We start from the raw sequence: 19,221 nt of genomic DNA on the forward strand, positions 1-19,221 counted from the left end.
ACGCCGCGTGCGGCATCCAACATCAAGGAGTATTTCCATGAATCCCATTGACATCGCCAGCCATGGCCCCGTCATCCCCGTCATCGTGATCGACCGCGTGGAAGACGCGCTGCCCCTGGCCGAGGCGCTGCTGGCCGGTGGCGTGAAGGTGCTGGAAGTCACACTGCGCACCGCTGCTGGCCTGCCCGCCATCGAAGCCATTGCGCGCAATTTGCCCGAGGCCGTGGTGGGCGTGGGCACGGTGCTCAACGCCGACGATGCGCGCCGCGCGAGCGAGGCCGGTGCACGTTTTGCGGTGAGTCCTGGCTACACCTCCGAAGTGGGCGGCGCCTGCAAGGGCCTGAATTTGCCGCTTCTGCCCGGTGTGGCCACGTCCAGCGAAATCATGGCCGCGCTGGCCGATGGGTTCTCGTTCCTCAAGCTCTTCCCGGCCGAGGCCGCGGGCGGCATCCCTCTGCTCAAGGCCTGGGCCAGTCCGTTTGGCCAGGTCAGCTTTTGCCCCACGGGTGGCATCAGCCTGGCCACTGCGCCCAACTACTTGGCGCTGCCCAATGTGCGCTGCGTGGGCGGTTCGTGGCTGACGCCCGCCGACGCCGTGCGTGCGGGCGACTGGGCGCGCATCACCCAGCTGGCGCGCGAGACGCATGCGCTGCGCAAGGCCGTTTGAGTTTTCCAGGATCTGAGGCGAAAAAATGGCTCTAGCGCTTGTCCTGTAAGCGCTGATAGCTATAAGAATAGAAGCATCCGTCGTTCCCTGGTCCGCCTGCAGAGTGAGGTGCAGTCGGTGGGGTGACTGGGCGTGTGGACTTGCTGCCCTGCGCGCCCCTATCATGGCGCGGGGCTTGGCCCTGCCACAACGGCTTTACGTTTCAAAGAGAGGGAGTTCAGTATGGATTTTGTTTCGGCTATCAAAAGCTGCCTGGGGCAGTACGCGGGTTTCTCGGGCCGCGCCGTGCGCTCCGAGTTCTGGTGGTTTTTCCTGTTCCAGATCATCGTCATGGTGATCGCCAGCTTCCTGGGTGACGTGGTCTCCGGCATCGTCTCCATTGCACTGCTGCTGCCCGCATTCGCCGTGGGCGCGAGGCGACTGCACGACATTGGCCGCTCGGGCTGGTGGCAACTGCTGACGCTGACCGGCATCGGCGTGCTGCTGCTGATCTACTGGTGGGTGCAGCCCAGCGAGGGCTGATCTTTGCGACGCCGCTGCGGGCTCTCTCTGAGTCCGCCCGCGCCAAGCCCGCTGGTCTTACGGTCAGCGGGCTTTTTTGTGGGGGTGTGGCGGGGGCTCCGGGGTACCAGAGAGGTACCGCAACCTTGTGCAGCCCGAATATTGGTCAAAAGTGGCTCTGGCGCTTTCTTGACAAGCGCAAATAGCTATAAAAATAGAAGCAATCTCACTGCGATCCGAGCGCAACTTGTTGCTGTTGTACGACATCTTCTGTCTGAAACGCGCACCTGTATGGTTTGATTTTTAGAATAGTAATCATTCTTATTTCTATTCTTGAAAATCATGAAACTCCAGCATCAGCGGACGGCAGTCTGCATTGGTATTGCGTTGGCTTTTGGAGGCGTCCCCGCCTGGGTCGCGGCCCAGGCCCAGGACGTGGGAGCCACCTTGTCCGAGGTGCGTGTGGACGCGAGCGCCGAGAAAGAATCGGCCACTGCGCCGGTGGTCGGCTACCGTGCCCGCAACGCGGCCACGGCCACCAAGACCGACACGCCCCTGGCCGAAACCCCCCAGTCCGTCACCGTGGTCACGCGCGACCAGATCGTGGACCAGGGCGCGACGACCTTCCAAGAGGCGCTGCTGTATGCCGCCGGGGTGCGCAGCGACGCCTATGGCCTGGACAGCCGCGCCGACAGTGTGCGGGTGCGCGGCAGCTCCCCCGACACGTACCTGGATGGTTTGCGCCAGAACTACAACTGGTACACCAGCACCACCCCCGCCGAACCCTACACGCTCGAGCGCATTGAAGTGCTGCGCGGCCCGTCGGGCATGCTGTTTGGCGCGGGCACGGTGGCGGGCGTGGTCAACATGGTCAGCAAGCGCCCGTTGCAGGAAGCGCAGCGCGAAGTGGGCGTGCAGCTGGGCAGCTGGAGCCGCAAGCAGCTGCAGGCCGACCTGACCGGCCCGCTCACGAAGGACGGCGAATGGTCGTACCGTCTTGTGGCCGTGGCGCGCGATGCGGACACGCAGACGGACCATGTGCAGAACGACCGGCGCCTGATCGCGCCATCGCTGGCCTGGCGCCCCAATGCCGCCACCTCGCTGGTCCTGCAGGCCCACTGGCAGCAGGACCGCACGGGCACCACGGCGCAGTTCCTGCCCTGGTCGGGCACGCTGTTGCCCAACCCCAATGGCCAGCTGCCCATCAACCGCTTCATCGGCGAGCAGGGCGACTATTACAACAGCGACCGCGAATCCATCGGCTACCTGTTCGAGCACCGCTTCAACGACGCATGGGCGGTGCGCCAGAACCTGCGCCTGGCACGCAATGAGAACCGCGGTGGCTACCACTATGCCGATTTCTTCACCATCCCGGGTGGCTGGGGCGCAGACCCTGTCAACCAGCGGCTGATTGACCGCGTCTACGGCAAGAACGTCACGCGCACCCGCATGGCGGCGGTGGACACCCACCTGCAGGGCAACCTCACCACCGGCGCCCTCAGCCACCAACTGCTGCTGGGTGTGGACTGGAACCGGCAGACCGAGAACAAGAACGAGGCCGACGATGCGTACAACACGCCCATCGATGCCTACGCCCCGGTGTACGGCAACGTTCTGAACCCGACGCTCATCGCACGGCCCGAGAATGTGCAGCGCCAAAGCGGCCTGTATGTGCAGGACCAGATGAAGTGGGGCAGCTGGATGTTCATCGCCGGCCTGCGCCACGACCGTGCTGTGAACAGCCTGGCGGGCCAGTCCGACGACCGCACCAGCGACACCACCAAACGCCTCGGTGTGATGTACCAGTTGGGGGGCGGCTGGACGCCCTACATCAGTTATGCCGAATCCTTCAGCCCTGTGAGCGGCACCAACGCCTCGGGCCAGCGCTTCAAGCCGCTGGAGGGCGAACAGATCGAGGTGGGCGTGAAATATGCCCCCTCAAGCGGCACCACCCAGTTCACGGCGGCGGTGTACGACCTCAAGGAAAAGAACCAGAAGGTGGCCGACCCGACCAACCCCGACAACTCGCTGCAGGTGGGCCAGACCCGCAACAAGGGCCTGGAGCTGGAATACAAGGCGCGCGTGGCCACGGCGTTTGACCTGACCGCTCACTACAACTACACGGACGTCGATCCGCTGCTGGAAAACCTGCCGCGCCACCAGGCGGCCGTGTGGGGCGTGTACCGGTTCTCCATTGGCGGCGTGCGCGGCTTCTCGGCCGGTGCGGGGTACCGCTGGCTGTCGTCGTTCCGCGACGGCACGGGGCCGAAGGTTCCGGCGGCCGGTGTGGTGGATGCGCTGCTAGCCTACGACAGCCAGGACTGGCGCTACGCGCTCAATATCAGCAACCTGGCCGACAAGAAGTACATGAGCACCTGTCTGGCGCGTGGTGACTGCTGGTGGGCGACACGGCGCAATGTGGTGCTGAGCGCGACCTACAGGTTCTGACCGACCCATCGGGGCGATCTGCTGCACCGGCGGCATTCACCCGTGGATGTCGGCCCGGCAAGGAAAAAACCCCGCAGGTTTTGCAACCTGCGGGGTTTCTTTTGGGGCTACCGGGCAGAACCTGGGTTCCACCCAGAGCGGCCGGCCATTACATGCCCATGCCGCCCATGCCGCCCATGCCACCCATGTCGGGCATGCCGCCGCCAGCACCGGCCTCGTCCTTGGGTGCTTCAGCAACCATGGCTTCGGTCGTCAGCAGCAGCGATGCTACGGAGGCAGCGTTTTGCAGGGCCGTACGGGTGACCTTCGTGGGGTCCAGAATGCCCAGTTCGAGCATGTCGCCGTAGGTGTCGTTCGAGGCATTGAAGCCGTAGTTGCCCTTGCCGGCCAACACAGCGTTCACCACCACCGAGGCTTCGCCACCAGCGTTGTTCACGATTTCGCGCAGAGGCGCTTCGATGGCCTTGAGCACCAGCTTGATGCCGGCTTCCTGGTCAGCGTTGTCGCCCTTGACCGAGTCGCCCACAGCTTGCTTGGCACGCAGCAGGGCCACGCCACCACCGGCCACAACGCCTTCTTCCACAGCGGCACGGGTAGCGTGCAGTGCGTCTTCCACGCGGGCCTTCTTTTCCTTCATTTCGACTTCGGTGGCAGCGCCGACCTTGATCACGGCCACGCCGCCAGCCAGCTTGGCCACGCGCTCTTGCAGCTTTTCGCGGTCGTAGTCGGACGTGGCTTCTTCGATCTGCACGCGCACTTGCTTGACGCGGGCTTCGATGTCAGCAGCAGCACCGGCGCCGTCGATGATGATGGTGTTTTCCTTGCCCACTTCGATGCGCTTGGCTTGACCCAGGTCGGCCAGCGTCACCTTTTCGAGCGTCAGGCCCACTTCTTCAGCGATGACCTTGCCGCCCGTCAGGATGGCGATGTCTTCCAGCATGGCCTTGCGACGGTCGCCAAAGCCTGGAGCCTTCACAGCCACAACCTTCAGGATGCCGCGGATCGTGTTGACCACCAGCGTAGCCAGGGCTTCGCCTTCGACTTCTTCGGCAATGATCAGCAGGGGACGGCCAGCCTTGGCAACTTGCTCCAGCGTGGGCAGCAGGTCGCGGATGTTGCTGATCTTCTTGTCGAACAGCAGCACGAAGGGGTTGTCCAGAATGGCGGATTGCTTTTCTGGGTTGTTGATGAAGTAGGGCGACAGGTAGCCGCGGTCAAACTGCATGCCTTCCACGACGTCCAGTTCGCTGTCCAGCGACTTGCCGTCTTCCACGGTGATCACGCCTTCCTTGCCAACCTTGTCCATGGCGTCAGCGATCAGCTTGCCGATGGTTTCGTCGGAGTTGGCGGAGATCGAACCCACTTGGGCGATTTCCTTGGAGGTGGTGGTGGGCTTGGAAGCCTTCTTCAGCTCGGCAACCAGGGCCGTCACAGCCTTGTCGATACCGCGCTTCAGGTCCATCGGGTTGATGCCAGCGGCCACGTACTTGAAGCCTTCGCGAACGATGGCTTGTGCCAGCACCGTAGCGGTGGTGGTGCCGTCACCAGCGTTGTCGCTGGTCTTGGAGGCCACTTCCTTCACGAGCTGGGCGCCCATGTTCTGCAGCTTGTCCTTGAGTTCGATTTCCTTGGCCACGGACACACCGTCCTTGGTCACGGTAGGGGCGCCGAACGAGCGCTCCAGCACCACATTGCGACCCTTGGGGCCCAGAGTCACCTTGACCGCGTTGGCCAGGATGTTCACGCCTTCAACCATGCGTGCGCGGGCTTCGCCGCCGAAAACTACGTCTTTTGCTGCCATGTTTGGCTCCTAAATTCTGAAAATCGTTAAACGGATAACGGGTTGTGGGGAAAGAAAGCGTAGCGAGCAGGTGTCAGGCTAGGCGCACGGAGTGCAGCAACCGGAACGTACTTCCTGTACGTGAGGATTGCGAGCACCGCGCAACGACGCCTGGCGCCTGCGCAGTAGCTTTATTTCTCCACAACTGCGAACAGATCGTCTTCCTTCATGACCAGCAGCTCATCGCCGTTGACCTTGACGGTCTGGCCCGAGTACTTGCCGAACAGAACGCGGTCACCGACCTTCACGTTCAGGGCGATCACGTCGCCCTTGTCGTTCTTCTTGCCGGGGCCAACGGCCAGCACTTCACCTTGATCGGGCTTTTCAGCGGCGTTGTCAGGGATCACGATGCCGGAGGCCGTCGTGGTTTCGCTTTCGATACGCTTGACGATCACGCGATCGTGCAGAGGGCGAAGGTTCATTGCAATGCTCCTGTTTTCAGTAAAAAGCTGACGTACTCAGCGCCTGGAGGCCCAGGCGCTACCAAACTTCCAGCAGCCGAGGCGGTGTTAGCACTCGTCTGCGGTGAGTGCTAATGATACGGGCATTCCGCCCCATTTCAAGAGACCAGATGCACGTCTAAGATATTTGCTTAAGGTTCGAACTGCGAAATGGGGGGAGCTTTGCAGAAGTGTGTAACGACCGAGCACCTACAATCTTGGGGATGTGTATTGGTGGGCAATTGTTTCAAGCGCGCGTGCGCAACTCCCGGGGGTGCAGTGGCCCAACCATCTCTTCTTGCTCTCAGCTCGCACACATATATGCACACATGTATATGTGATGTAGGTACGCAGAGCCTTACCGGTCCAGGAATCTGATAGTGTCTTTGCAATTCACAACCGCGCTGATGGGCATTGGCCTTGCTGCGCTGATTCTGTATCTGATCCGCAGAGATCATCTTTATGTCATGCACGGCCTGTTCTGGGTGACTGTAGCTGGGGCTGCGGCTGTGCTGGGCGCATCGCCCGGGCTCATCGACTGGCTTGCTCTACTGTTGAGCGTGAGCTATCCCCCCACGCTGTTGCTGTTGCTGGTGTGCATGGTATTGCTGATCAAGGCCCTGCACAGCGACATGATCAATACCCGCATTGAGCGCGATGTACGTCGGTTGAACCAGCGGTTGGCACTGTTGGAGGCCGACCTTCTTCAAAAGCCAACCGACGCCCCCCAAGATCAAGACTCGCTCTAGCCTTATGACTGAATCCCTGAATTTGTTGTTGCCCGTGGTTCTATGTGGTGGCTCCGGCACGCGCCTGTGGCCACTGTCTCGCGAAACCTATCCCAAACAGTTTCTGGCCTTGGCCGGTGCGCGCACCATGCTCCAAGACACGGCCCTGCGCCTGCAAGGGCTGAACCAAATCCCCGTGGCGAGGGCTCCTGTAATGGTCTGCAACGCAGAGCACCGCTTTCTGGCGGCTAGCCAGCTGATGGAGGCTGGCATACACGGCGCGCGCATCGTGCTGGAGCCTGCGGGCCGCAACACAGCGCCCGCGCTGACCCTGGCCGCCTTGCAGGCGCAGGCCGAAGGCGGCGACCCGGTGCTGCTGGCCATGCCCGCTGACCATGTGATAGCCAATCTGCCCGCGTTTCACAACGCCATCGAGCAAGCATTTGCCATTGCCAGCGGCGGCGCCATGGTGACCTTTGGCATCGTGGCCGACAAGCCAGAGACAGGGTATGGCTACATACAGTGCGGTGAATCAGTGCAGGGGGGCGGTGCACATCACATTGCCAGCTTTGCCGAAAAGCCCGATGCAGAGCGCGCCCAAAGCTACCTGGATGCTGGCAACTACCTGTGGAACAGTGGCCTGTTCATGGTGCGTACCAGTGCGTGGCTCAAGGCCATACAAAGCTGCCGGCCCGACATCTTTGCAGCGTGTGCGGCTGCCATGGCAAGCGCTCAAAAAGATGTGGACTTCATCCGCCCCGCTACCGACACCTTTAACGCATGCCCCGCAGACTCCATTGACTACGCGGTCATGGAGCGACTTCCGACCCGCCCCGACCTGGGCATCCCAGCCTGCGTGGTGCCGCTGCAGGCTGGATGGTCTGACCTGGGCGCGTGGGACGCCCTGTGGCAAGTGCGAGAGCAAGACGCACACGGCAACGCGCACGTGGGCGACACCATTCAGCACGGCTGCTCTAACTCGTTGCTGCTGTCCAGCAGCCGCCTGGTGGCTGGCGTGGGGCTGGACAACATCGTGGTGGTCGAAACCGCAGATGCCATCCTGGTGGCAGACAAACGCCAAACACAGGACGTCAAGCAGATCGTGGGCAAGCTGCGCGCAGCAGGCCACGCCCTGACACAAACGCATCGCAAGATCCACCGCCCCTGGGGCTGGTACGACAGCATCGATAGTGGCGACCGCTTTCAGGTCAAGCGCATTGTGGTCAACCCAGGTGCCAGCCTGAGCCTGCAAATGCACCACCACCGCGCTGAGCACTGGATTGTGGTGAAAGGAACGGCCGAGGTCACTAACGGTGAAAAGGTATTTTTGTTGAGCGAGAACGAATCCACGTTTATCCCGCTGGGCCATGTGCACCGCTTGACCAACCCTGGCAAAGTGCCGCTGGAGATTATTGAGGTGCAATCGGGCAGTTACCTGGGTGAAGACGACATCGTGCGGTTTGAAGATACCTATGGCCGTGTGGCAACCGCTGCGATAGAAAAGGCTGCGTAACCCCCATGCCCCCCATGCTCAAGGCCCTGTGGGCCTATCGCAGCTTTGTCTGGAGCAGCGTGCTGCGCGAATTCCAGGGTAAATACCGTGAGTCGCTGCTAGGCGCGTTTTGGTCCGTGGCCAACCCGCTGGCCATGATCGTCATCTACACCGTGGTGTTTGGCCAGCTCATGCGCCCCCAGCTTGCCGGGCATGAGCAAACGCCATTTGCCTTCAGCATTTACCTGTGCGCTGGGGTCATCACCTGGGGTCTGTTTGCAGAAATGCTGGGGCGACTGAACGGCGTTTTCCTGGAAAACGGCAATCTGATCAAAAAGTCGAACTTTCCGCGCATCTGCCTGCCGACCATTGCGTCGGTGTCGGCACTGGTCAACTTTGGCATTGTGTTTGGCTTGTACCTGGCCTTTTTGGCGCTGATTGGCCACTGGCCGGGCTGGCTGCTGCTGGCTGTGCTGCCGCTGCTGGCGCTGCAAGTGCTGTTCACATTAGGGCTGGGCATTTTTTTGGGCACCCTGAACGTGTTTTTCAGGGATGTGGGCCAATTCACCGGCATCGTGGTGCAGTTTTGGTTCTGGCTCACGCCCATCGTGTATGTGTTTGACTCGATGCCAGCCGCCGCGCGCAACCTATTGCAATACAACCCCTTGCAACCCCTGATGGTGGCCTACCAAGGCATTTTTTTGAACCAGCGCCTGCCCGACTTCGCCAGCCTGGCCCCGCTGGCCGTACTCGCGGCTTTTTTTCTGATTTTGGGCGCACGCTTCTTTCTGTCGCGCGTGGGCGAACTGGTGGATGAACTCTGATGGGCAAGCTTGTTGTTTCTAGTGTCAGTAAGGCCTACAAGCGCTACCCCGGCAAATGGGCCCGTGTGCGCGAATGGTTGACTGGCAAGCCCTGCCACGACAAAACCTGGGTGCTGCGCGACATCAACTTCACCATTAACCCGGGAGAGGCCGTCGGCATCGTCGGCGTCAACGGTGCAGGCAAAAGTACCCTGCTCAAAATCATCACCGGCACCACGCAGCCCAGCAGCGGCAGCGTACACACCGAAGGCCGCGTGGCCGCGCTGCTGGAACTGGGCATGGGTTTCCACCCCGACTTCACCGGGCGGCAAAATGTCTTCATGGCCGGGCAGCTGCTGGGCCTGCACAGCGACGAGATTGCCGCCTGCCTGCCTGCCATTGAGGCCTTTGCTGAAATCGGCGATTACATCGACCGCCCGGTCCGGACCTACTCTAGTGGCATGCAGATGCGCTTGGCCTTTAGTGTGGCCACCGCCGTGCGGCCAGCGGTACTTATCGTGGATGAGGCCTTGTCGGTGGGTGACGCGTACTTTCAACACAAAAGCTTCAGCAAAATACGCGAATTTCGCGAGCAGGGCACCACGCTGCTCATCGTTTCGCACGACCGTAGCGCCATCCAGAGCCTGTGCGACCGCGCCATCCTGCTAGAGCGCGGCTTTGTCATCAAAGACGGACCGCCCGAAGAAGTCATGGACTTCTACAACGCCCTCATTGCCGAGCGCGAGAACGCCACCGTCGAAGTCAAGCGCCTGGATGATGGCCGCGCGCAAACCACCTCCGGCACGGGCGAGGCGCGCGTTGCGTCCATCGATCTGCGCAATGAACAAGGCGAGACCGTTGAATACGTCAACGTGGGCGAACCGGTTCGCTTGGAAGTGAAAATCCGCCTTCATGCCGACCTGCCTGAACTGGTGTTTGGCTACATGATCAAAGATCGCTTGGGGCAGTCGGTGTTTGGCACCAACACCCACCACCTCAAGGTGAAAATGGCACAACTCAAAAAAGACGAGCTGCTGACGCTGGTGTTTTCCTTCCCCGCCAACATCGGCCTGGGCTCGTATTCCGTCTCAACCGCGCTGCATGTAGCCGATACCCACCTCGCCACCAACTACGAATGGCGCGACCAGGCGCTGATGTTCAACGTGGTCAACGTCAACCGCGACCAGTTTGTGGGCGTGAACTGGATTCCGCCGCTAGTCGAATACCAAAGATGAGCTCAACCGACTTTTACCGTGCATTTGAGGATCGCTATCGCGGCTCACGCGAACTGATTGGCCAGCGCCTTGAAGCGTACCTGCCCTTTATCCAACCACTGTCAGTTATATATCAGCCAGCCAATGCGGTTGATCTGGGCTGCGGCCGTGGCGAATGGCTAGAGCTACTGCAGGGCGCAGGCTTTGTGCCGCAAGGTATCGACCTCGATGCCGGCATGCTTGCTGCCTGCATGGAGCGTGGGCTCCCGGTCACGCAAGGTGATGCCATTGCGCATTTGAAATCACTGTCTGACCAGTCCCAGTGCATCGTGTCTGGGTTTCACATTGCGGAGCACATTGCTTTCGACGATCTTGAAACGCTGGTGATTCATTCGATGAGGGTGTTGAAGCCGGGCGGCTTGCTCATTCTAGAAACCCCTAATCCGGAGAATGTGGTGGTCGGCGCCTGCAACTTTTTTCTCGACCCTACGCATCTGCGGCCCATTCCGCCCCTGTCGCTCTCTTTCTTGCCTGAGCATCACGGCTTCGCGCGTGTACGCACCGTTCGGCTACAGGAGTCACCCGAACTCCGCACGCGCAGTGATGTCCGCATGATGGATGTGCTTGGCGGCGTTAGCCCCGACTATGCGGTGGTAGCACAGAAGGCAGCCGCCCCTGAAGTCATGGCGCATTTCGACACCGCGTTTGGTGCTCACTACGGCATAGAGCTAAACGAACTTGCCGACCGCTACGACGGCACACTGAACCGTCGGATGGATGCACTCGAGCAGCGACTTGCGACCTCCGAAGGCCAGTCAGTGGACTTGAACGACGCTTTGCGCCGAATCGCGTCATTGCAAGACCGCCTTCTGGAGGTAAACGCTCAATTTTTACGCAGCGAAACCGAACGCACCCAACTGCGACCTGAAACCGAAGGAACTTTGCAGCGTGCAGCTGCAGCCGAAGCATTAGCGCTGGAGCATGAGCAACGTGCAGCTGCAGCCGAGGCATTAGCGCTGGAGCATGAGCAACGTGCAGCTGCAGCCGAGGCATTAGCGCTGGAGCATGAGCAACGTGCAGCTGCAGCGGAGGCATTAGCGCTGGAGCATGAGCAACGTGCAGCTGCAGCGGAGGCGCTGGCCCAGAATCGGCAAAAGCGCATCGATGAACTTGGGGGCAGTTCCCACCACTGGTGGCAGCAGGCTTGCGCGTTGGAGAAAGAACGCAATGCCCTACGGCAAAGTGCCTCATGGCGCATCACCGCGCCGCTGCGCTGGGCCGGCAGTCTGGCCCTGCATCCGATGGCTACAGCGCGCACAGGCGCCAATCAGCTCATACGCCATTCCATAGACACGTTCCAGCAACCGCTATCGCGCCTCATGGCGGCAGTCTTGCGCAGGCCGCAATTGAGCCACCGCATTAATTTGTGGCTACTGCGTTATCCAGCGCTGTACCAGCAACTGATTGGCGTGGCTCGCCGGGGCGGGGTAGTGCCGGGCGCACCTGTGTATTCGCCGTCAGCGGGGCAGGGCGACGTGCATGCGTCGCTAGACCTCGCCAACCTCACGCCCCGCGCCCGCCAGATCTATGCCGACCTCCAGACAGCTATTGAAAACAACAAGGGGAAGCGTTGATGCGGATCGTCATTGATATGCAGGGTGCACAAACCGAGAGCCGCTTTCGTGGCATCGGGCGTTACACCCTTGCATTTGCCCAGGCGGTGGTTCGTAACCGTGGCGAACACGAAGTGCTGCTCGCCCTCAGCGGTCTGTTTCCTGACACCATTGAACCCATCCGTGCCGCCTTCGAAGGCCTGCTGCCCCAAGAAAACATCCGCGTCTGGCACGCCCCCGGCCCAGTCAGGGAGGTTGACTCCAACAATCACACCCGCCGTGAAGTGGCAGAACTGCTTCGTGAGACGTTTCTTGCCAGCTTGCAGCCCGATGTACTCCACATCACCAGCCTGATTGAGGGGTTTGATGACGACGCTGTGTCCAGCATCGGGCGCTTTGACCGCCAAACGCTGGTCAGCGTGAGCCTGTACGACCTGATTCCACTGCTAAACCCGGATCAGTATCTAAAGCCCAACCCGCCCTACGCCGCTTATTACGAGCGCAAGATTCAATGGCTCAGGCAAGCGGGGGCGTTACTTGCCATCTCGGCTTATGCCCGCCAGGAAGGGATCGATTGCCTGAGCGTCGAAGCTGCGCGCATCACCAATGTTTCTACTGCCATCGGCCCAGAGTTTCGGCCCATCGCAGTGAGTGAAGAACTTGCCCGCGCCCTATGCCGCAAAATCGGGCTCATCCGGTCCTTTGTTCTGTATACCGGTGGCGGCGACGAGCGCAAAAACCTGCCCCGCCTGATTGAAGCCTGGTCTGCCCTGCCGCCCGCGCTGCGCACCACGCACCAACTCTTGTTCGCCGGAAAAATACCCGAGGACGATATCGCTAAATTCCGCCGCATTGCCCGGTCGCACGGTTTGCAGCCAGACGAATTGCAGTTCAGCGGTTTTGTCAGCGACGAAGAGTTGGTGCAGCTCTACAACCTGTGCAAGCTTTACGTATTTCCATCGTGGCACGAAGGCTTTGGTCTGCCTGCCCTGGAGGCCATGGCCTGCGGCGCCCCAGTGATCGGTGCCAATACCACCAGCCTGCCCGAAGTGATTGGCTTGGAGGAAGCCCTGTTTGATCCGCTGGACGCCATGGCAATTCGCGACAAAATGGGCAAAGCGCTGACCGACCCGGCCTTTCTCACCCGGTTGCGCGACCATGGCTTGACTCAATGCAAACGCTTTACATGGGATGAAACGGCGCTACGCGCCATCGGCGCGTGGCAAAGCAACGTTAACCCGCCAGCAACCAAATCCGCAAATGCCCCGAGGCAGGCGAGCAATGCACGCCAAGACCTGCCTGGCGCCATCGCACCTTACCTCGCTGGTGCCGATGCCGAACAACTCATTCCTCTGGCCACCCACATTGCACAGAATGAAAACTCTGGCATCGAGCGTCAGTTGCTGCTGGATATTTCTGAGTTGTGCCAGCACGACGCAGCGACAGGGGTGCAGCGCGTGGTGCGCAGCTACTTTCGCCAATTGCTGCAAGCACCGCCGCCGGGTTTTCGCGTAGAACCCGTTTACGCCACGTTGTCGCACGGCTATCGCTATGCGCGCACTTACAAGGCTAAGTTTCTCGGGCTGCCAGTCACAGCGGCAGAAGACCCGCCCATGCACTGGCAGCGGGGCGACATATTTTTTGGTTTGGACATGCAGCACCATGTTCAACTAGCCCATGCGGCCTTTTATTCGCACTTACGCAGCGAAGGCGTGGTAATCAAGTTTTTGGTTTACGATCTGCTGCCCATTCAGTTGGCGAATTTTTTCAAAGACAGCAACGCCAAGGAACTACACGAACAATGGTTGCAGATGATCGCGGCTCAAGACGAGGCGATCTGCATTTCCAAATCCACTGCGGACGCCTACGAAGCTTGGATCAAGGTAAATAATGTTCAATTTACCACCGGTTTTTGCACCGACTGGGTACACATGGGCGCCGACCTTGAAGGTTCACACCCGTCCACGGGCTTGCCTGCTGATGCCTCGCAAGTTCTGCAATCTCTGCGTGCACGCCCCACATTTCTTGCCGTCTCTACGCTGGAGCCGCGCAAAGGCCAGGCGCAAATTCTTGATGCGTTAGACCTTCTCTGGGCGCAAGGTTTCGATGTCAATCTCGTTTTTGTGGGCCAACAAGGCTGGAAAGTCGAAACCCTCGCCCAGCGCATAGAAAACCATCCACAGCTCCACCAGCGCCTGTTTTGGCTGAAGGGCATTAGTGATGAATATCTTAATCAGGTGTATCAGGTCAGCGCTTGCCTCATCGCTGCATCCATTAATGAAGGCTTTGGTTTGCCACTCATCGAAGCCGCACGCCACAGGATACCGATAATCGCCAGAGATATTCCTGTTTTCAAGGAGGTAGCAGGGGATGCCGCTTTCTATTTCAGCGGAGATACAGCTGCTGATCTGGCTGATTCATTACATGACTGGCATATCCTGCATGAGCAAGGACAACACCCAAAATCTGAAGGAATGCGCTGGTTAACTTGGCAACAAAGCGCCGAAAAACTCAAGGCCGCACTGGTCGAGCGGCACTACCCACGCCGCCAACTTCTGGTAGATATTTCCGAATTGGTCCAACGCGACTCGCGCACCGGAATTCAGCGCGTTGTGCGCAGTGTGCTGAAAGAATGGCTGAAAAACCCGCCCGATGGATTTGCAGTAGAGCCCGTATATGCCAGCGTTGAAAAGCCCTACCACTACGCACGCCAATTTGCCGCGCAGTTTTTGGGGAAACCAACCAAAGACCAGGTCGATGAACCCATTACCTACATGCCTGGAGACATTTTTTTTGGGCTTGACCTAAACCATCACGCACCAAGAGTGCATCAGGCATTTCTGCAATCGATGTATTTGGCAGGCGTAGATGTCCGCTTCATGGTCTACGATTTATTGCCAGTGCAATTTCCCCAGTTTTGGGAGCCACAGCACCAAGTACATCTGGTTGTCGCCGAGTGGTTGACGGTAGTGGCAAAACTGGGCGGCGCAGTTTGCATTTCAAAAGCAGTGGCCGACGATTTCGCCGCCTGGATGCAGAAAAGTAACCTTGTTCGTTCTCGACCATTCAAACTGGACTGGTTTCATCTGGGAGCAGACACCGATAACTCAGTACCCAGCAAAGGCCTGCCAGACGATGCGAATGCTGTGCTCATGGCCATACAGCAACGCCCCGCCTTCTTGATGGTTGGCACGCTAGAGCCGCGTAAGGGCCATGAGCAAGTTCTCGACGCCTTCGAACAATTTTGGGCCGCCGGTGCCGACGTCAACCTCGTCATCGTTGGCAAGCACGGCTGGATGGTGGAGAGCTTGGTGGAGCGAATGCGCGGACATTGCGAACTCGGCAAACGCCTGTTCTGGCTTAAAGGCGTCAGCGACGAATATCTCGAAAAGGTTTACGCCGCCAGCACCTGCTTGATTGCTGCCAGCTATGGCGAAGGCTTTGGCCTACCGCTGATCGAAGCGGCGCAGTATAAGCTGCCCATCATCGCGCGCGACATACCGGTGTTCCGCGAAGTGGCTGGCGAGCACGCCTACTACTTCAACGCCGCGCAACCCGATGAATTGGCGCAAGCTTTGCGCGATTGGCTAACTTTGTACCAAACAAAAAAACACCCACGCTCGGACGCTATGCCGTGGCGTACCTGGCAACAGAGTGCGGCGGAGTTGATGCAGATATGCCTTGCTGAAAATATAAAGACGAGAAAGTAAATGATGGAAAAGATAATAAAAATTGACGGGGAAAATTATACCGTATCATCAGATGACAACTATTTAGATGCTATGGGAGATGAGTTCGAACCACATATGGTCGAGCTTTTTAAGTCGCTCATTGGGCCGCAAGATGTAGTTGCTGATATCGGAGCCAATATTGGACTGACAGCCTTGCTTTTTTCAAACCTGGCGCGCAAAGTGATTGCATTCGAACCCAGTCCAAGTACCTATAAAATCCTCAAACACAACCTCACCCGAGCAGGAAAATCCAATGTCGAGGCTGTAAATTTGGGCTTGGGTCAGCAGCCGGAAACACTAAACATCACCTTTGCTAAAAACAACCGTTCAGGTGGTTTTGTCAGCGAAAAAATAAGGCCGGAAAGTGGACATGTGACGGAGGAAATTTTTATCGACACATTAGATAATGTTTTTGCTACCGCCGAAAATTCCCCTCGGTTTCTAAAAATCGATGTCGAAGGTTTTGAGAAAAATGTGATCAAGGGGGGGCAGATTTCTTGCCCAAGCAGAAACCCACCGTGGTGATGGAAATGAATCACTTCTGTCTTGACGTGTTGCAACGCATCACCATTCCGGATTTCTTGGATTTTATGCGATCCGTATTTCCAAAACTCTACGCCATCGATGTCGATAATGCTACTATCATCGATTTGCATGATCCTCATATGGCTTATTTTGTGATGCATGAACATGTAGTACGGAATCGTTTTCCGAATATTGTGGGTGCATTCAATGCTGAGATAAAGTTAAAGCTTGATCGGCTATTAACAAGATCGACTGGCACTATCGCGCTTTCGAAGCGATTGCACGACGAGGCAAATGCCTTGAAAGCAAAACTGGTTGAGGGCAAGGTATTTAATACGCCAGCAGTGGCCAATCCCATTGGCAAAATTTCTTCGAAATCAATACCGCGATCCACCTTGGCAGGCGAAGCGCTGACTATCCCTATCACGTTAGCCAATAACAGTGGCGAAAATTGGTATGGCTATGGCACCCATCCTGTAATGCTCTCTTATCACTGGTGTGTTGCCGATGGCACTATGCATGTTTACGACGGACTGCGTACACCATTGGCCTGCGAAATGCTATCACCAGGCCGTACCACTGAGCAAATGATTAATGTCATGGCACCCAAAACAAGTGGCGACTATCGCCTGATCCTGACGCTTGTACAGGAAGGTATCTGCTGGTTTGAGAATAAAGGTTTTCATAGTACTGAGGTAGTCATTGAGGTTCAATAATGTAATAGCCGCACCCTAACAGGCTGTTGAAATACTGCTGGAGTACTCGAAAAATGACGAATTTTAGGGTGCCTCGCCCCTTACCAAGTTCGTAAAAATCGCTTGTAGCCCGCTTTTGATCGGTCGATGTTCTTGGCAGCCTATGGGCAAACCAGTATTTCAGCAGCCTGCTAATGGTGTATGGCCCAGGTGTGAATGAAATATTTTTTGCTGCAAAAAGAGATTTTCTAGCGCTTGCCTGATATAGCTTTCAATGGATTTATAGCCTGAAACCATTGTGCAGCAAACGTTAACAGCTATGATTTTAAGAGTAAATTCTATCTGTCAGGGATAGGGCAACTCTAAAACCTGCCCCTGACCAAGACCACCCCAGCCAACGCGATAATCACCCGATGAGCAAACTCCAAGCGCATGCGCGCAGCGCTATCAAGTTCGACCTCTTTGCCGATACAGCGCGCAAGCGCAAGATCGAGACCTTAGGCGATCCACGGCAGGTTATTGCTCGACGAATGCTTGACCGCATGAGTTACCAGCGCTTTTGCCTGTTGCAGGACAGCACCAGCGTCCCTGATCGCAACACCATCTGGCATTACCAGCCGCGCCTGGGCGTTGATGGCGTCACGGCCCTGTTTCAGTCAGTAGGCGGCCAACTGCTGCAGCGCGGCTATCCGGCGCGGTGCGGGCAAATCATCGACGCCACCCTGGTGTCTGCCCCCATCCAGCACTTCACCAAAGAAGACAGAGAGCAGCTTGAACATGGCGACATCCCCAGCGACTGGAACGAGGCCAAGCGTAGACAGAAAGACCTGGACGCCACCCATACCAAGAAGCACGGCAAGGGCTACTACGGCTACAAGCTGAGCATCAGCGTGGATGTGCTCCACAAGTTCATCCGCAAGATCACCACTGGCACGGCCAGCGAGCACGACAGCAGGCACTTTGATGAAGTGCTCAATGCGCACAACACCATGGGCGATGTCTATGCCGACCGGGGCTACCCCAGCGCACAGCGCAGCGAGATGCTAAAGGCCCTGGGTTATCGAGAGCACATCCAGCGCAAGGCCAAGCGGGGCAAACCCCTGAGCGAATGCCAGAAGGGGCGCAACAAGCGCATTGCCAAGACCCGGGCCCGGGTGGAGCACCCCTTTGCGCAGATGCGCCACATGGGTGGCAAGCTCGTTCGCACCATTGGCCAAGCCCGCGCCACATTGGCGATGACCATGATGGCGACTCGCTACAACCTCAAGCGCCTGGCCAAGTTCCTTGATGACGGAGTGGATGCGTTCAATAAGAAAAAGTCATCAAAGACCGAGGTGGGCATGCAGGGGGCGAATGCATGAGAAATGGAGCAAGAAACGCCCCAAAAAAAGGGGGGTCTGCTTAAAAATAAGCAGACCGCAGCATTCAAGCAGTCTGCGCCAGTGACGGGCTGAAAATGATGGTTTTTAGAGGTTCCTGGACGTTTGCGAACTTCTAAACGCCCTATCGTTATTTTATAATTAATAGATATGTTTAATGCATCGAAGAAAATTTTTCATGTTGCAGTGATTTTGCCGGCATACAACGAAGAGCAAACAATCGTAGCTACGATCGAAGATTTTCATCGGGCTCTTCCCGACGCAGCCATCTGGGTAATTAACAATCGATCAAACGATGCTACTCAAAAAAAGGCGCTGGATATGTTTTCACGCCTCGGTTGTAAGGGGGGGATTATCAATGAATGGCGACCTGGTAAGGGTAATGCTGTGAGGCGCGCATTTCTTGAAGTCGATGCCGATATTTATATTCTTGCGGATGCCGATCTAACATACCCCGCTGCGCAGGCGGAAGACTTGATGGCACCAATTATTGCCGGAGAGGCTGACATGGTTGTCGGTGATCGACATAGTTCCGGACATTACGCTGCCGAGAACAAGCGTGCCTTACACGGATTCGGAGATCGTCTCGTTCGTGACCTAGTAAACAAATTATTTCGCAGTGAACTCGCAGACATCATGAGCGGTTACCGAGTATTCAATCGTCGTTTCGTGAAAAGCTATCCTATTTTGGTCGAAGGCTTCGAAATTGAGACCGATATGACGCTCCATGCCTTAGATAAACGCTTTCGAATCATAGAAATCCCAACCGACTACCGTGACAGACCTGCGGGTAGTTTCTCGAAGCTAAATACGTTGCTCGATGGCGCTCGGGTTATTATTACGATATGGAATATCCTTCGTTATTACCGTCCATTGTTATTTTTCGGTGGCGCAGCGGTATTATTTGCCTTGCTTGGATTTGTGACTGGTATTCCCGTTATAGAGGAATGGATACGCGAGCGTTACATTCGTCATGTGCCCTTGGCAATTTTGGCAACCGGACTAGAGATCGTCGCGATGGTTTTTGCAGCCATCGGGCTTATTCTCGATTCGATTACATATCAAGACAAGCGAAAATTCGAACGAGAGCTTCTGGCGCTTGAAAAATTCAAAGAAAAAATTAAATAAATATGCTTTTGAATTTT

Annotated in this window: 15 protein-coding genes; 13 read left to right on the forward strand and 2 right to left on the reverse strand. The window is 57.6% G+C overall.

What is annotated here, in order from left to right; translation table 11 throughout:
- The first annotated feature begins 37 nt into the window (after positions 1–37).
- From eda to C8C94_RS23070, 3 genes are all read left to right on the forward strand, one after another.
- Positions 38–667: a bifunctional 4-hydroxy-2-oxoglutarate aldolase/2-dehydro-3-deoxy-phosphogluconate aldolase gene (gene eda, locus C8C94_RS23060; RefSeq protein WP_121422374.1), complete on the forward strand. Its 630-nt coding sequence runs from the start codon at positions 38–40 to the stop codon at positions 665–667.
- A gap of 222 nt (positions 668–889) precedes the next feature.
- Positions 890–1,189, forward strand: a complete 300-nt coding sequence (locus tag C8C94_RS23065) for a DUF805 domain-containing protein (protein WP_121422375.1) — start codon at positions 890–892, stop codon at positions 1,187–1,189.
- A 321-nt stretch (positions 1,190–1,510) separates the two neighbouring features.
- Positions 1,511–3,616, forward strand: a complete 2,106-nt coding sequence (locus C8C94_RS23070; RefSeq protein WP_233573551.1) for a TonB-dependent siderophore receptor — start codon at positions 1,511–1,513, stop codon at positions 3,614–3,616.
- A 148-nt stretch (positions 3,617–3,764) separates the two neighbouring features.
- Here C8C94_RS23070 and groL read toward each other — a convergent pair whose 3' ends face one another.
- Together groL and C8C94_RS23080 are read right to left on the reverse strand one after the other, a co-directional pair.
- Positions 3,765–5,417 carry a chaperonin GroEL gene (groL, locus tag C8C94_RS23075; RefSeq protein WP_055395159.1) on the reverse strand — a complete coding sequence of 551 codons (1,653 nt, stop codon included), beginning with the start codon at positions 5,415–5,417 and terminating at the stop codon, positions 3,765–3,767.
- A 170-nt stretch (positions 5,418–5,587) separates the two neighbouring features.
- Positions 5,588–5,878 carry a co-chaperone GroES gene (locus C8C94_RS23080; RefSeq protein WP_055395161.1) on the reverse strand — a complete coding sequence of 97 codons (291 nt, stop codon included), beginning with the start codon at positions 5,876–5,878 and terminating at the stop codon, positions 5,588–5,590.
- A gap of 395 nt (positions 5,879–6,273) precedes the next feature.
- Here C8C94_RS23080 and C8C94_RS23085 point away from each other — a divergent pair, with 395 nt between their 5' ends.
- From C8C94_RS23085 to C8C94_RS23125, 10 genes are all read left to right on the forward strand, one after another.
- Positions 6,274–6,645 carry a DUF2304 domain-containing protein gene (locus C8C94_RS23085; protein WP_121422376.1) on the forward strand — a complete coding sequence of 124 codons (372 nt, stop codon included), beginning with the start codon at positions 6,274–6,276 and terminating at the stop codon, positions 6,643–6,645.
- Positions 6,646–6,649: 4 nt separating this feature from the next.
- Positions 6,650–8,137 carry a mannose-1-phosphate guanylyltransferase/mannose-6-phosphate isomerase gene (locus tag C8C94_RS23090; RefSeq protein ID WP_121422377.1) on the forward strand — a complete coding sequence of 496 codons (1,488 nt, stop codon included), beginning with the start codon at positions 6,650–6,652 and terminating at the stop codon, positions 8,135–8,137.
- 5 nt (positions 8,138–8,142) lie between these two features.
- Positions 8,143–8,940, forward strand: coding sequence for an ABC transporter permease (locus C8C94_RS23095; protein ID WP_121422378.1), 798 nt, complete (start codon positions 8,143–8,145; stop codon positions 8,938–8,940).
- Entirely contained in the window at positions 8,940–10,154 is a 1,215-nt protein-coding gene (locus C8C94_RS23100) for an ABC transporter ATP-binding protein (protein WP_121422379.1), read from the forward strand. Before C8C94_RS23095 ends, C8C94_RS23100 begins: the two co-directional genes overlap by 1 nt.
- A complete protein-coding gene (locus C8C94_RS23105; protein ID WP_158603841.1) occupies positions 10,151–11,767 on the forward strand; it encodes a bifunctional 2-polyprenyl-6-hydroxyphenol methylase/3-demethylubiquinol 3-O-methyltransferase UbiG in 1,617 nt (538 codons plus the stop codon). Before C8C94_RS23100 ends, C8C94_RS23105 begins: the two co-directional genes overlap by 4 nt.
- A complete protein-coding gene (locus C8C94_RS23110) occupies positions 11,767–15,456 on the forward strand; it encodes a glycosyltransferase family 1 protein (RefSeq protein ID WP_121422381.1) in 3,690 nt (1,229 codons plus the stop codon). The genes C8C94_RS23105 and C8C94_RS23110 overlap by 1 nt, the downstream gene beginning before the upstream one ends.
- Positions 15,457–16,002 (forward strand): FkbM family methyltransferase, encoded by a 546-nt coding sequence (locus C8C94_RS23115; protein WP_121422382.1) that lies wholly within the window; start codon positions 15,457–15,459, stop codon positions 16,000–16,002.
- Positions 15,975–16,718, forward strand: a complete 744-nt coding sequence (locus tag C8C94_RS25520) for a hypothetical protein (RefSeq protein WP_147433299.1) — start codon at positions 15,975–15,977, stop codon at positions 16,716–16,718. Before C8C94_RS23115 ends, C8C94_RS25520 begins: the two co-directional genes overlap by 28 nt.
- 392 nt (positions 16,719–17,110) lie before the next feature.
- Complete coding sequence (locus tag C8C94_RS23120) at positions 17,111–18,058, forward strand: IS5 family transposase (protein WP_121422383.1); 948 nt, start codon at positions 17,111–17,113, stop codon at positions 18,056–18,058.
- Between the two features lie 168 nt (positions 18,059–18,226).
- Positions 18,227–19,204 carry a glycosyltransferase family 2 protein gene (locus C8C94_RS23125; protein WP_121422384.1) on the forward strand — a complete coding sequence of 326 codons (978 nt, stop codon included), beginning with the start codon at positions 18,227–18,229 and terminating at the stop codon, positions 19,202–19,204.
- Positions 19,205–19,221 lie beyond the last annotated feature (17 nt).

The organism is Acidovorax sp. 94 (assembly GCF_003634645.1).
Taxonomy (GTDB): Bacteria; Pseudomonadota; Gammaproteobacteria; order Burkholderiales; family Burkholderiaceae_C; genus Acidovorax; species Acidovorax facilis.

Coding starts and splice junctions, on each gene's coding strand:
- eda (WP_121422374.1), top strand. CDS start 38: ATGAATCCCATTGACATCGCCAGCCATGGCCCCGTCATCCCCGTCATC.
- C8C94_RS23065 (WP_121422375.1), top strand. CDS start 890: ATGGATTTTGTTTCGGCTATCAAAAGCTGCCTGGGGCAGTACGCGGGT.
- C8C94_RS23070 (WP_233573551.1), top strand. CDS start 1,511: ATGAAACTCCAGCATCAGCGGACGGCAGTCTGCATTGGTATTGCGTTG.
- groL (WP_055395159.1), bottom strand. CDS start 5,417: ATGGCAGCAAAAGACGTAGTTTTCGGCGGCGAAGCCCGCGCACGCATG.
- C8C94_RS23080 (WP_055395161.1), bottom strand. CDS start 5,878: ATGAACCTTCGCCCTCTGCACGATCGCGTGATCGTCAAGCGTATCGAA.
- C8C94_RS23090 (WP_121422377.1), top strand. CDS start 6,650: ATGACTGAATCCCTGAATTTGTTGTTGCCCGTGGTTCTATGTGGTGGC.
- C8C94_RS23095 (WP_121422378.1), top strand. CDS start 8,143: ATGCCCCCCATGCTCAAGGCCCTGTGGGCCTATCGCAGCTTTGTCTGG.
- C8C94_RS23100 (WP_121422379.1), top strand. CDS start 8,940: ATGGGCAAGCTTGTTGTTTCTAGTGTCAGTAAGGCCTACAAGCGCTAC.
- C8C94_RS23105 (WP_158603841.1), top strand. CDS start 10,151: ATGAGCTCAACCGACTTTTACCGTGCATTTGAGGATCGCTATCGCGGC.
- C8C94_RS23110 (WP_121422381.1), top strand. CDS start 11,767: ATGCGGATCGTCATTGATATGCAGGGTGCACAAACCGAGAGCCGCTTT.
- C8C94_RS23115 (WP_121422382.1), top strand. CDS start 15,457: ATGATGGAAAAGATAATAAAAATTGACGGGGAAAATTATACCGTATCA.
- C8C94_RS23120 (WP_121422383.1), top strand. CDS start 17,111: ATGAGCAAACTCCAAGCGCATGCGCGCAGCGCTATCAAGTTCGACCTC.
- C8C94_RS23125 (WP_121422384.1), top strand. CDS start 18,227: ATGTTTAATGCATCGAAGAAAATTTTTCATGTTGCAGTGATTTTGCCG.